Consider the following 12,693-nt stretch of genomic DNA (forward strand, 5'->3'; position numbering starts at 1 on the left):
ACACCCACCAGGCCCGACCCGACGAGACGACTATCGTTCAGCCTGAGCCCACCGGCGCCAGGTAACCAACCCTCCGGCAAACCGGGGGAACCTCACGTGTGACCCTCTGCCGGGCTAGAGCCTGGTTCGGCTTCGACGAGATACGGGCGGGAGTCAAGACACCCTCGACGGCTGCAAAGACTCTTTGGATCAATGCTTGGCCCTGGTCCCACTGCGTGGTTGCGTGCCCCAGCGGTGAGCGGGTCGATCTCTCGTTGGCTTCCCACTGTACTTTCAGCTCGGCAGGGCGCGCACCATTCGCGAGCTGTTAGCTGGGCTGTCTTGACCTGTCGTGATCTTCCGCGTGCGCCGATGGCCGAATTGGCTCCGGTGTCCTCCCGCTGCTGATTGCTGGGCTGTCCACGATGACGGCTGGTGCCACAAATACCCGTCCTCGGGAAGCGTCGGCGATGGGCTCTTCGCCGGACGGGCTTCCAAGGTGGCGGTAGGCGAACTCGCCTGGAAGCAGGTCAAGGGTAATGCTGATGCCCCCGTCGGTGTTCCGGATCAGGTTGGTGCTGACTGATAGGCGGCAGCGCTGAATATAGATGACGCTCGGGCCAAGGTCTAGTTTTCGTCCGCCGATCCGAATAGTGGTGCGCGGCGAAGCCTGGATGAGTCGAAGTTCCCCGCCGAATTGCTGATCAAACTCTGCTGGATTGTTCGGGTAGAAAGTAAAGGTGACACTTTGGTCGGCAATCGGGACGTGTTCTCCAGCGATAAGGCGCGCCGACTGGCGAATCGTCGTAGCGTCCTGGCGGGTCAGGTTGGCCGGCACTGCGAAGGACGAGCGTGTGTGATCCTGGATTACAGCCAGATCGCCGATCAGGTTCAGTATCTCCTGCGGCACGGGATTATTCAGGGATTCGTCGATTGCGGTGTCTACGAGCGGTTCGCTCTCTTCGTTGAGATAAAGTCGGAGGAGGTTCGGCGGTCGGAAGGCAGTGAGCAGTCGGAGAAGGGGTAGCGTCGCGGAGGGGCTGCCCAGTGGATGTTCCACTACGGACACCACGATCCGTCCTGTCCGCTGTAAGGGATTCAAACGTAATTGAAGTCTAAGTACTCCTAGGGCGTCGGCGCCCTTTAGGATGACGCCGCTCTGCCCGCGGAACCGCTCGAAAAAGGCGATTTCTAGACCTTGCTGAGGTAGCCCGGCTGGCGACAGCACCGTTAGCGTTGCCAGTAGCGGAGGGTCGAGGCGCTCCGGCGTCGACCGGATGAGCAGTCGACTAACACGCTCGGTTCCTGTGATTCCCAGCTCCGCTGGCGCGTTCACTGTAACTGATCCGATGAACGGGTCGGAAACATCCAGATCGGTACCATAGGTAAAGGAATCCACAACTTGCTGGCGGGCCTCGCGACCTTCCGGTGTGGCGGGAAAGCTGAATTCGCCCGTGATCGTGATGGGCGGCGGCTGCACACCCGGCCTGGCTCTAACCGTTACCGCCGTCTCACCGTTGACCGTGCACGCCTCAACCGCATAGTCTGCCGAGATCTCTTCGGCCCGGCGGCTTAATGCCTCTACCCTGGACACTAGGTCCGGGATCCCGCCAGAGAGCGTGTCTCGCTCAGCCCTGTGCTCGCGAATCGATTCGAGTAGTTCATCGTTGACAGTCCTAAGTGCACCACGGACGATCTCGGGATGAGCATCGAGTTGCGTGTTTAACCATGTGAGTCCATGCCACTCACGAATGAACGGGTGCTTTTCCTTGAGTCTGCCAAACCACTCTAGCTCCCAGGTATTGTGGTTGATCGGCACGACGAGATACCAGGCAAATGGCTTCAACTTCGCCGCCTGGGCCAACGACTTTTCGACTTGCTTTCGGCGGTCCGGCTTGCGCCCGAGGCGACCGGTGAAGCTCTTCAGCTCGTAGATGCTGAGCCTCCCCGCGTACCGGACCTGTACGTCCCGGCCGCCGTCCCCACCCGAACCATCGATCACCTCCGCGCGAGGAAAGAGCCGGACGAGTAGGCGGGACACGAGTTCGGCGTACTGCGGCTCAGGAAGCTCGTCCCACGGAACCGACACCATAGAAGAGCCTCCAACCACCTCAAGCAAGAAGAGCAGATAACTATACCGAGGTCAGCGACCGCAATCTCCTCGGTGGGACCAGAGGTAGCTCCTATTTCGATCTTCGTTTCGGTCGCGGCTGCCTTGCGGTCGGGGCAGCACACCTGGTGCCAGGTCATTCTCGCTACGCTTGCCGGCTACAGCCTCGACGGACGTACACCGCGGTGTCATGAGCCGCAGTAACCTCGGCGGGGGGCGGGGGTCCGGAGAGACGACTAGGTGACGGCTGAAAGCCCTCCGCACGGCGCACCGGCTGGCAACTACCGGAGACCTCTCCCATTAGCGACCACCGCCACACCCCACATCAACGCCCTACGAAACACGGCCTAGCCGTAGACTCACGGACACGGCGGCCTCACGCCCGCCCGACTCCGAGCCGCAGGCGCCCACGCCGTCGGTGGCGACCGAGGACAAGCCGTCCATGACGCAGCGTGGGGTCCTTCCGTGAAGGCCTTCTTTCGCGGAGGGCGTGGGGCTCCGTCGGAGGACATCATGGGCAAGCGCAACCGTGGGCGTACCCGGGCCATCCGAGCCGAGATGGCGCAGACCGGAGAGAACTACACGAGGGCGGCGGCCGCGGCCGGCGGCAGGCCCGCCAAGCTGCCGGGCCGGGCTCACTCCGATGTGGTTCGAAACCACATCGTTCGCCTCCTGGAGGAGAACGCCCGCCGGAACGCGAAGTACGACGAGCGCCTCGATGAACTCGAACGCCTCGGTCACCGGTTCGTTGACGGCGGACAAACCGGCCACGACACCTGGGAGATCAGGGACTGGCTCAGCGGCGAACTGATCGCCGAAGGCGACGGAGGCTACGAGGGCTACGACGCCGCAACGGCAAGGCTCGACCCGGACGAGAAGTGGCTCCACATCGATCACGTAGGCACCGACATCCCGTGGATCAACGTGGACACCGCTGGATTGCCAGGGGGCCTCGGCGAGGCCATCGAACAATGGGTCAACGGCCACGCCACCGATGAAGAGATCGCGGAGTTCATCGGCTGGCCGGTCGACAAGGTCAAAGACCATCGGTGACCTCGGTGAGGGCCAGAGAAGACGGCACCTGACAGGCGTGGTGCGAGTTGGTCGAAGGCCTCACGATCCTCGCCCACGCTCAACAACGACGAGAGCCCTGTGCGCGGCCGGGGCGACTGCGTACTTGGGGTCGGGGGAGCACAGCGTCCACCGGCGGTCCCGTCCGGCGACGACGAACAGCAGTCCTCATTCGTCCGGAGAGGCACGCTCAGCACTCCCTACCTAAGTAGACACGAGCCAAGCTACCTAGGTAGAGTTGGGGAATGGGAGCAGAACCACGCCTGACACCGCAGACCGTCGCGGTCGTGCGCGCCTTGTTGGCCGACCCGACGAAGCCCCGTTGGGGCCGTGACATCGCCGCCGAGACCGGGTTGAAGTCCGGCAGCTTGCACCCGATCCTGGCACGCCTGGAACAGGCCGGATGGGTGGAGAGCTACTGGGAGGACCCCGCCGCGCACGAGGACGCCGGGCGGCCCCGCCGCCGCTACTACCGTTTCACGACCTCTGGTGCCCAGGCCGCCCGGTTCGCCCTTGCCGAGCTGCCTCAAGCCTCGTCCCGCACCTCCGCCTCCGGCCGACTGCACCCGCAGCCCGGCTACTGACGGGCGGGGATATCCAAGTGTCAATATGGCAGTATTTCAAAACTCACGTCAGTGTCATTATCAATTCGATCGCCGCAGCGGGCATGGCTGGTTTCCTCATTTTCGCCCAGGGAATTTCATCCACGACCATTGAGTTCGCTGCTTCACTCATAGCCTCTCTCCTTAGCCTTGTGTCCCTTTCTATTGTCCTTCTCGAACGGCGGAAAAATCGGACAGAGAGGATTGGTCCATCTCGGGTTGGCCGTGCCCACCCGGCCCGGCACGGTCAAGTGTTGCGGTGGGCGACGGGGTTGTTGCCGGGTGAGGCTGCGGACCGGTACCGCGAGGAGTGGCTCGGGGAGTTGTACGACCTGCGGGCCGAGGGCGCGTCGTGGTGGCGTCGCGTCGGCTACGTGCTCGGGATCGTGGTGTGCAGCGTGCCGCGCCTAGCGGTGAGCCTGCGTCTGCGCCGGTACTGGGCGGTGGATTGATGGTTCGCAATCCGGGTAGAGGTATGCGTTACGGGATTCGTGCCGATGAATCGCTTCCTCCTGATGCCATCGAGCGCCGTCAGGCTTATGACATAGCTTTTACGCGCAACGGGGCGGAGTATCGAGTCGAGGTGAAGAGGGTGGAAGCCTTCAACCGCAGGGTTGAGTTCCACAACCGGAGTGTGGTGAGGGCACGTCTGGCGAGGGTGTCTCCACCCAAGTTTCTTGAGGGAGTTGGCGAGTCGCGGCTCGTGCGGTGGACGACGGGGTTGTTGCCAGGGGAGGCTGCGAACCGGTACCGCGAGGAGTGGCTCGGGGAGTTGTACGACCTGCGGGCCGAGGGCGCGTCGTGGTGGCGTCGCGTCGGCTACGTGCTCGGGATCGTGGTGTGCAGCGTGCCGCGCCTAGCGGTGAGCCTGCGTCTGGGCCGGCGCCGGGCGGTGGACCGGTGACCCGCCGCCATCATGCCGCGCGCCAGGGGGAGGGGACCCATGCCTGACTGGGTGTTTCCCACGATCCTGTTGTCCTATACCGGGCTCGTCGTCCTCCTGGCCCTCGCCGGGGTGTTCAGCGAGACCGAGGCCCGGCGGACCGCCGCGTTCCAGGTGCTGCGGGTGATGCTGCCCTGGGGCGTGCTCACCGTGGCGGCCCAGGCGGTCGCCACCCACTTCACCACCAGCACGTAACTTCCTCTGGTCCTTGACAGCTACGGACCTGAGGCATGGTCTCAGCGGTGGTCGGCGCTGGTGACGGCGGCGGAGGCCGCGACGGTCACCCTGATCACCCGTCAGGGGCGGATGTGGGCCGCTGGTGCCGATGCCGGAGGTGGCCGAGCCGGTGGCCGGTCTGCCGAGGTGGTCGCTGCCGGGTGAACTACCGATCGCCTGATCTGGGTTGATCGGTAATTCAGTGGAATCGTGCGCTGGTAGCCCCGCACGGCTCCGCGTCCATCCGCGAGGTGAGGTGGCCGGCTATGTGACGGCCACCTCTGCCCCGTCTAGATCATCCGGACTGATAGGTGAGGCAACGAACGATGATGTCGACCACCCGCACAACGATCCCTGCTAGCGTCAACGCCCTGCCGCCGTCGTGGCGTTGACGCCTGACTGGTCGACGGCGCCCTGCAGAGCTTCTTCTCTTCCTTCGCGTCTTCATGGTGATACCTCGCTTCGTCGGGGGGCGCTGGCTTTTTCCCGCGCCATGAACAACTCATCGGCAACTACTGGCGCCAAACCCCGACGGAATACAGGATGCGATCTGTGTGATCTGCGGCACTAGTCGCAGGCGAGCCTGTCCCGCCCCAGCTAGCAGGGGGTTTAGGGCGAAGGCCAGCCCCCGTTGCATGTCTCAAGATTCTTTGCTGAATCTCGGTGCCTTTTCCCCTTGTAGGAGGTGAAAGGGCTGGCCGCTGGGGCTTGGCCGAGACGATGGAGGACGAGATGGTCGACGACCCCGTGACGGCGGCCGTTGTCGCTGCGGTGGCCGCCGCGACGTTGCAGTTAGCAGGCGCTGCCGCCTACTGGACGCGGATGCGTGGTCGAGCCCGTCTGGTGCACGCCGCAGCGAACCTCCCGCTGGGTACCCGGGTGAGCGAGGTTTGTCCTGACGGCACCGAGTGGACGGCCGGACCGTCGAGCGGCGGCGAGGCGGGCCTGTGACATCCATCGACCCGACCGACCAGACCACGGAGCTGGGGAATTGGCATTTTGACCCCAACGATCCCCGGCATGAGGGCTGGCTGTTTGAGTACACCGCTTTCGACCACGACAACCGACGCGACTTGGAACGTTTCGTGCGGCGGTTCGCTGGCAGCAGAGGGCTCTCCGAGTCGGAGGTGTCTCCAGAGAGCATCGTCCAAGCCGCTTTGACCCTGGCAGCCCTGCGATGGCCTGAACTGGCCACGAAGGAGTATGTGCGCCTCTGGGTCTACAAGGTCGCGGGGAACATGGTTCGTGCCACCGCGAAGAACCGGCGCGAGGCTTGGGAGCGGACTGCCGTCATGCCTGGCTGGACCTCCGGCGGAGGGCATCACCCCTTTGCGTCGGCGGATCTCCCGTCTGGGGTGGATGGTGAGGCCACTGGTCAGCATCTCTCAGCCATGATCGCTTATCGGGTGACGATCAATTCTTCGTTGGCCAGGCTTCCGCGTGAGGAGCAGGTTGCTGTCCTCCTCACTGATAGCTTCGGCTTCCGGGCGAGGGAAGTAGCCATGGTGCTGGACTGCACGCCGGAGAAGGTGGCATCGCTGCTGCGTGCTGGCCGCGCGAAGCTTCGAAACGATCTAAACGATCTGACTTGTGGCTCCATGTATGCCCGCGTCAGTATTCACGGTGGCGGATTCGTCGCTGCTGGAGACCTCTGGTTCGGACAGAGCTCGCGGTCCAGACGATGGGTAGCTGCGGCTGGTGTCGGGGTGGTGGTGGCGCTGGGTGCGCTCGCCTACACATTGCGCATGCTGGTGGCGGCACGCAGCGCTCTCGATATTGCTCCGCCGCTTGTGGTTGCTGTGGTCGCGACGTTGCTGGCGATGATCGCGGCTTCTACCAGAGAATGGCGGGCTGGGATTGCGACTCGGCTGACCAGGATGGTGAAGGCGGTTCTCGGAAAGGCCGGTCGGAAGGAGCGTGTCGGGGCCTCCTGGCCCCGACACAGCCGTAAGCGTTCGAGCGTCCGCCCGGGCGGGTGGGTCCGCCGGAAGAGGTAGCTGAACCGGACGTGGTGGCATAGCGATCACGGCTGGCGAGATTCGGTGGAATCGCCTGGGATCGGGATGCCTCCATAAGTGTTCTTATCGAGGCATAAGAACGCGGATTCGGACCGCGGGCTCCGACCTCTTCGTCGGACTAGCTGATCTTGTACACGTCAGCCACTTTCTGTGATCATCGTTCCCATTCCAGGGTGATCTTCGCCTTGCGGGGCGACGCCAAGTAGAGCAGGCCGGTCACGGCGACTAGGGCGAGACCGCCGTGGAACTTGGTCTCGAGGCCAGCCGGAAGCAAGCCAAGGGTCTGCGTGAGTGACGAGGCCAACAGCGTTCCGAAGCCGCCGGTGGCAAGGACCTTGACCTTGCGGTTGGTGCTCGGGTTGGGCTGGTTGTTCGGGGTCGTGTTGCGGTTTTTGGGCGTGCGGGAGCCGTCCGCGTTCGCGGGCATGGAGAACCTCCGGGAGAACAAGCGAGAAGAGTCTGGGGGCGCCGCTCGCGACCGTTCACGGTCGCGAGCGGCGGCGTCCGTCGCAGAAGGGACGAGCTCAGCCGAACGCTGGCCTGGTCCTCGGTCTCGTCGTTGTGGGGATGTGGAGTTCGCCGGCCTGTCGGCTGGTGAAGCCTTTGCCCAACCGGTTCAACTTCCTGCGGACGCGCTGGCCAAAGGCTGGCGGTTGTCCGGCTGCTGCGGCGGCCAGATCCCATGTCATGCCGTCGTGAACTGCATAAAGGTCAGCGACTTTCCGCTCTCCGGGCTTGAGCTTGTCGAGGACACGGTCGATGCGAGGGTCGCGGAACTCGGGCAAGCTGAGCACGAGTTCCTCGACGGAGCGCGGGTCGGCGAGCGCCTCAGCCAGGGTGAGGACCACGTCGCTGTCGCTGCCCGCCTGGCCCAACGGCGAATGCAGCGACACGATGCGGCGGTGCCCAAGCTCGGTGTCGCCGATCAGCCGGTGGTTGCGGTGGAACTTTTCGATCCGCTTGAGTAGCACCTTCCTCACGTCCTCCGGCTCAGCCTTCAGCCAAGCGTCCTCAAGCAGTGCCTCCTTCGCGGCCTCGACGTGCGGCCGGCCCTTCGGAAAGAGGTCCAGGACATCGCGCATGAACTTCCGGACGATCTCCTCGCTGTTTTCCCCGTGGATGACCGACTCGCGGGCCTCAACGGCCGCCCGGAAAACCGCGCGGACCACCAGCTCGACGAGCTTCTCGGTCACCGCCGACCAGCCAGGCCATCCGATGTCGCGGACGATCGTCAGGAGGTTGTCCGTGATCGGCCGGAGGAACTCAGTGAGGTCGGGCAGTTTCCAGCTCCAAGAACCGACCATCGAGCTGACCTGCCGCCGCAGCTTCGCCTGATAGGTCATGAAGCCCGAGGCCCAATCGCGCGTGGGCCAGAACACGCCCATGAGCCAGTTCGAGCTACCGGTCACCGCGTCCCGGACGCGCTGGGTAGGACTGAACACTGGCCAGACGGAGGCGGCAACCTGCTCCTGGATGCGACGCAGCGCCTCGAACATCGGACCCCGGACCAGCCTCTGGAGCTTCTCCTGCATCTCCTCAAACCCTGCGAGCCGGAGCGGCCGGACCATGTTGTCCGCGATCTGGCTCAGCACCTTCTGAAAGGGGCCCATCATGCTCGCCATGACGGCCTGGAAGCCCTCGGTCGATCCCGCCCAACTGGCCAGAAAGGCGCCGAAAAGGCGCGACTCGCGGCTCGGCGAGCGACGAGCCCGCCCGGCATCCTTACGGGCGCTGCGGGTGAACCGGTGGTCGATCAGCCGCCGACGCACCCGGAAGGCAACGCTGCGAGACAGCACCCGCTGACGGCACCGGACCACCACGACCTCCAAAGGCGACACCACGACGCGAGGCATAGCCGATGTCACCGCAGTGACCTTGGGGAACATGGCCACGAGCGGGACACCCGTCGGGTTCGCGGCCGCCGCTCGGTGAAACGCCCGGGCCAGGGGAACCCCCTTGCGGACCGGCGGGGCGAGCGAGTCGGGGTTCTCGGCGGAGGCCGCCTCGTTGTGGTTCATGGTGCTCCTTCGTGTCTGGAGTGGTGCTCCTACTCCTCCAGGCCGTCAGAGCGGGGTACCGGCAAAAATTTAGGAACTATTTCTGGAGGGGCATTTTGGCGCCGACTCCGCGAGGACGGTCTTGTCGGCTCAAGCCTAAAGCGGCGGCCGACAACGTTCGGCTCGGAGGAGGTGCGGGGCTCGGGGGAAGGCTCGAGCAACACCATGGTGGCCGTCCCGGAGCGCGGCCGCTCGAGGGAGGCGATCTTGTTCCGCGCGGCCTCGCGCCAGAGGCAAATCGAGGAACTCCTTGATCCGGAGGCCGGTATGGCGCAGGGTCTCAATCACCGCGCTGGACCGTGCCCACCCGCTCACCGGTGCGGCCGGGGACGGCTGCGACGGGTACGTGCCTATGCACGATGCTGAGCTGGTGCAGACCGTGACCGACGATGAGTTCCGGTACGCCTGCTGGCACCCGGCGTGCCCGCGGGCCGAGTCAGGATGTCGAACGGGATCGACGCCCGCGCGACCAGCGGTGCGGCCGATGCCCGATGCCACGGAATCGCCGACAGGGGCAGCGAATCAGCCCAGGTGCGCTGGCCGCTACCAGGGTGCGCGCCGGTCGGACTCTCCAATATTGACGCCTCCGGCGGGGCCTGACTCGGAGATCCGGCAGGGACCCATCGGCGCCGGGTGGGTGAATGGTCACCCAGGGGTGGGATCTCCCCGCGCCGGCCGCCCTGGCCGACCGAAGATCGGCCGACACGAGGAGATCCCACCCCACCACCCGGGCACCGTGCGTGGGCAAGCCCGCAACCCTCTCCACAAGGGCCTTTTCGGTAGTAAGCAGCGAAGATCAACGGCAACGCTGGTCAGCGCAGGAGCGGCCGTGCCGCTCGAATACGGACGGCTACCTTCTGGCGCCGGTCATGCTGGTCGGCGCCAGAAGGAGACCCGTCCGTCACCGTCCGATGATGGTGTGGAACAGCAGAAGGGACCCACCTGCGGCGCCGCCGCCGCAGAGTACGGCCGATGGGACAGAATTGTCGGCCAGGTACGCGAGACAGCTGGCGATCACCCCGATGATCAGGGCGATCAGCAGGACGACGGCCGCACGGACAGTCAGCAGTGGGCCGGGGGGTGTCGATGGCACAGGAGGAACCTTCCAGTTGGGTGGTGAAAGGACACCCGCTGGTAAGTCAGAGTGGATGGGGCGCCCCACGACCTGAGCTCGCATTTCTCCACGCCGGAAGGCTCACACAAAGAGTTCGAGAAAGTTCGTGGGGTGGACCCAGGCGGCGCACCTACAAGAGGTTGTTTTGAGCTTGCGTTGTGACTGAGAGAGCTCTGGTGAGTGATCAGCCACGACGGGCGCCGAAGGCGCCCCCGACCCTGGGGCGCCTTCGGCAACGACCGAAAGGGCGACGGTGACGGTGGACGGCGGCGGCGCGGCGGGCAATACGCCCGCAGAGCAGGCGCGCGGGGCTGCTGTCGTACAACCTGGCGTTAGGCTCGGCGACGAACTCGGTCGCCCCGTGCCGGTCAACCAGGTGCTGGTCAACATGACGTCGGAGTTCGCCGAGGAGACCCGGCGTCTGCAGGAGAACCTGCAGCGGCGTGAGGCCGACCAGATGCTGCTCGCCGAACTCGCCGCCGGCAACTTCACCGGCCGCAGCTACGAGCGGTTCGAGAACGAGCTCGCCGCGTACGCCATGTCGGTGCTGCGTGGCTGGATGCACTCAGGCTTCATCTTCAAGCTCACCGCAGGGCGTGGATTCTCCCTTAACCCGTCCGGTCACGAGCTGGAGGAACTGTTCCGTGAGTCCGACGCCCGGGAGGAGCTCGCCATCATGACCGTCGCGCTGGCGTTGCCGCGATTCCGCGAGCAGGCCCTGGTCGGCGGTGGATGGCGGTTCGAGGGTGGGGCCAGCCTCGCCACCTATTTCATGGGGGCCTGCCTGTATGTGTTTCCCAACGAGGTGCGCAAACGCCGGGCGCAGCGCAGCCGGTGGCGCCTGCAGGACAACGGCGATCCCGGGCTCACGCCGCCGCGCGAGGACCAGATCAACGACCCGTGCGTAATCATCGTGGGCAACCAGCGGGTGAGCGACGACCTCGGCCGCACCGATGACCGGACCAGGGCGATCGTCGCGTTAACGATCGACGGCTACAGCCAGGAGGAAATCGTCGAGCTGCTCAACGAAACCTCGGTGCGCGCCATCGAGGGCGTGCTGCACCGGTGGCGCAAGAAGGAGCAGCGCCGGCAGCCAGGAGGTGAGTCGGATGGATGAGCACGACGAAGAGTTGGAACGCTTTGACCAGTTGCTTGCGCGGTCCTCCCTTGGCACCCCCGGCGCCCGCCGGCTGCGTCGGCGTACCCCGCCCTCCCAGGTGGCGGCGGCGCGACGCATCGCTCATCTGGCCACCGCCGCACCGGCAGCTCGCGACCTGCTGCAGGTGGTTGCCCGGCTAGCTCCGGACCACCCATTCCCCCTCTCGCTGCTATGTAAGGCGAGCGACCTCCTTCCGGGGCTGGCGGAAGCCGCCTGTGCTACCTCGAACGCGTTGCGCGAGACCTGCGAGGCACTGCACAGCAGAGGACTGCTAGAACTCGATGGCACCTGCGTGTCAGTACGGGCAGACATCGCCGGCCACGTGGTCGGCCAGGTGACACCGGATCAGTCGGTCCACTGGACCAAGGCGGTGCTGCGCTTCCTTACTCACGCCCTGCGCCCTGACACCCATCACCGCGACTCCTGGGCCGAGTGGAAGCTCGTTTACCCGCACGTACTGGCCGTGTGTGAAGAGGCGGAGCGCCACCAGATCCAGTTGGGTGACGTCGGCTACCTGCTCGACCGGGCGTCGGTCTATCTGCGCGAGGGCGTCAAGGATCCGGATGGGGCGACCGCACTTGCGGAACGCGCCGTCACGTTTGCCAGCACCGCGGACGACCGCGAGCTGATCGGCGACAGCTTGGGCAACCTGGCGTTGGCGCACTGGGCAGCCAACCGGCTGGCCGACGCCATCCACGCCTCCACGGCGTCACTCAGCCAAGTCGCCGAGACGTACGGAACCGATCACGAGACGTACGCCGAAAGCCTGACCATCCACGGCAACATTCTCGCCGCCGCCGGACGAACCGCGGAGGCTGGCCTGGTACACGAGCAGGCGGTTGAAATTCTCCGGACACTCCACACGGCGCGACCCACCGGCCAGATCCGCGGGCTGCTGGTCGCGGCCCTCAACGACCTTGCAGCACAACTGCTCTCTACCGGGGGGCCGGCAGCAGCGGGTGTGGAGCTACTGGCGGAGGCAAATGAGCTGGTGCGGCGCGGTGAGTACGGCTGGGCCCAGGTCACCATGAACCTGGCCAGGGCGTGCCGTGCCGTCGGTGATGCGATCGGCGCACGTGACCATCTTGAGTCAGTGCGGGACCACTGCGTCAAGACCAGGCAGGAACAGTCGATCACCCTTATTTGCGCCCTTGCGGACCTGGCCGAGGTCTACAAGGAGTTGGGTGACAGCCGCGCCGGTCCGACTCTGCGTGAGGCGCACCGCGTCGACAGCGCAAGCGCCTTGGACGCCGCGTCGGATCGGCCACCGAGCATCGAGGCCACCACAGCGAAACCTTTCATGGCGAACCCGGCCAAGGCGTACATCTCGCCGGCTAGGCCCATCGTCGGCATCGAGAGCTGAGGACGGTCACCGGCGGGCCTGAGCCCGCTTACCCCGCTGGTAGCACCGGCGGTACTACCAG

At 65.3% G+C, this 12,693-nt stretch carries 13 protein-coding genes; 9 read left to right on the forward strand and 4 right to left on the reverse strand.

Translation table 11 applies throughout. The annotated features are described in order from the left end of the window. Positions 1–307 precede the first annotated feature (307 nt). Entirely contained in the window at positions 308–2,098 is a 1,791-nt protein-coding gene (locus tag ABZ738_RS04585; protein ID WP_357210986.1) for a hypothetical protein, read from the reverse strand. 504 nt (positions 2,099–2,602) lie between these two features. On the opposite strand from ABZ738_RS04585, the gene ABZ738_RS04590 reads away from it, so the two are divergent. The 7 genes from ABZ738_RS04590 (at position 2,603) to ABZ738_RS04620 (ending at position 6,918) form a co-directional block, all read left to right on the forward strand. Further along, positions 2,603–3,142, forward strand: a complete 540-nt coding sequence (locus ABZ738_RS04590) for a hypothetical protein (RefSeq protein ID WP_357210989.1) — start codon at positions 2,603–2,605, stop codon at positions 3,140–3,142. 263 nt (positions 3,143–3,405) lie between these two features. Next, positions 3,406–3,744, forward strand: a complete 339-nt coding sequence (locus ABZ738_RS04595) for a MarR family transcriptional regulator (protein WP_357210991.1) — start codon at positions 3,406–3,408, stop codon at positions 3,742–3,744. A gap of 272 nt (positions 3,745–4,016) precedes the next feature. Further along, positions 4,017–4,214, forward strand: a complete 198-nt coding sequence (locus ABZ738_RS04600; RefSeq protein WP_357210994.1) for a hypothetical protein — start codon at positions 4,017–4,019, stop codon at positions 4,212–4,214. A gap of 23 nt (positions 4,215–4,237) precedes the next feature. Next, positions 4,238–4,666: a hypothetical protein gene (locus ABZ738_RS04605; protein WP_357210997.1), complete on the forward strand. Its 429-nt coding sequence runs from the start codon at positions 4,238–4,240 to the stop codon at positions 4,664–4,666. A 39-nt stretch (positions 4,667–4,705) separates the two neighbouring features. Next, entirely contained in the window at positions 4,706–4,900 is a 195-nt protein-coding gene (locus ABZ738_RS04610) for a hypothetical protein (RefSeq protein ID WP_357210999.1), read from the forward strand. A 753-nt stretch (positions 4,901–5,653) separates the two neighbouring features. Continuing rightward, on the forward strand, positions 5,654–5,872 hold the full coding sequence (locus ABZ738_RS04615; protein ID WP_357211002.1) for a hypothetical protein: 219 nt from the start codon (positions 5,654–5,656) through the stop codon (positions 5,870–5,872). Beyond that, on the forward strand, positions 5,869–6,918 hold the full coding sequence (locus tag ABZ738_RS04620; protein ID WP_357211004.1) for a hypothetical protein: 1,050 nt from the start codon (positions 5,869–5,871) through the stop codon (positions 6,916–6,918). Before ABZ738_RS04615 ends, ABZ738_RS04620 begins: the two co-directional genes overlap by 4 nt. 175 nt (positions 6,919–7,093) lie before the next feature. On the opposite strand, the gene ABZ738_RS04625 is transcribed toward ABZ738_RS04620, so the two are convergent. The 3 genes from ABZ738_RS04625 to ABZ738_RS04635 all read right to left on the reverse strand — a co-directional run bounded on the left by ABZ738_RS04625 (position 7,094) and on the right by ABZ738_RS04635 (position 10,089). Continuing rightward, positions 7,094–7,366, reverse strand: a complete 273-nt coding sequence (locus ABZ738_RS04625; protein WP_357211007.1) for a hypothetical protein — start codon at positions 7,364–7,366, stop codon at positions 7,094–7,096. Positions 7,367–7,463: 97 nt separating this feature from the next. After that, entirely contained in the window at positions 7,464–8,957 is a 1,494-nt protein-coding gene (locus ABZ738_RS04630) for a hypothetical protein (protein WP_357211008.1), read from the reverse strand. 940 nt (positions 8,958–9,897) lie between these two features. Then, positions 9,898–10,089, reverse strand: a complete 192-nt coding sequence (locus ABZ738_RS04635) for a hypothetical protein (protein WP_357211009.1) — start codon at positions 10,087–10,089, stop codon at positions 9,898–9,900. A 274-nt stretch (positions 10,090–10,363) separates the two neighbouring features. Here ABZ738_RS04635 and ABZ738_RS04640 point away from each other — a divergent pair, with 274 nt between their 5' ends. Both ABZ738_RS04640 and ABZ738_RS04645 read left to right on the forward strand, forming a co-directional pair. Beyond that, positions 10,364–11,227, forward strand: coding sequence for a hypothetical protein (locus ABZ738_RS04640; RefSeq protein ID WP_357211012.1), 864 nt, complete (start codon positions 10,364–10,366; stop codon positions 11,225–11,227). After that, entirely contained in the window at positions 11,220–12,632 is a 1,413-nt protein-coding gene (locus ABZ738_RS04645) for a tetratricopeptide repeat protein (protein ID WP_357211014.1), read from the forward strand. The genes ABZ738_RS04640 and ABZ738_RS04645 overlap by 8 nt, the downstream gene beginning before the upstream one ends. The last annotated feature ends 61 nt before the right edge of the window (positions 12,633–12,693 follow it).

It is taken from the genome of Micromonospora sp. NPDC047793 (assembly GCF_040642635.1).
Taxonomy (GTDB): domain Bacteria; phylum Actinomycetota; class Actinomycetes; order Mycobacteriales; family Micromonosporaceae; genus Micromonospora.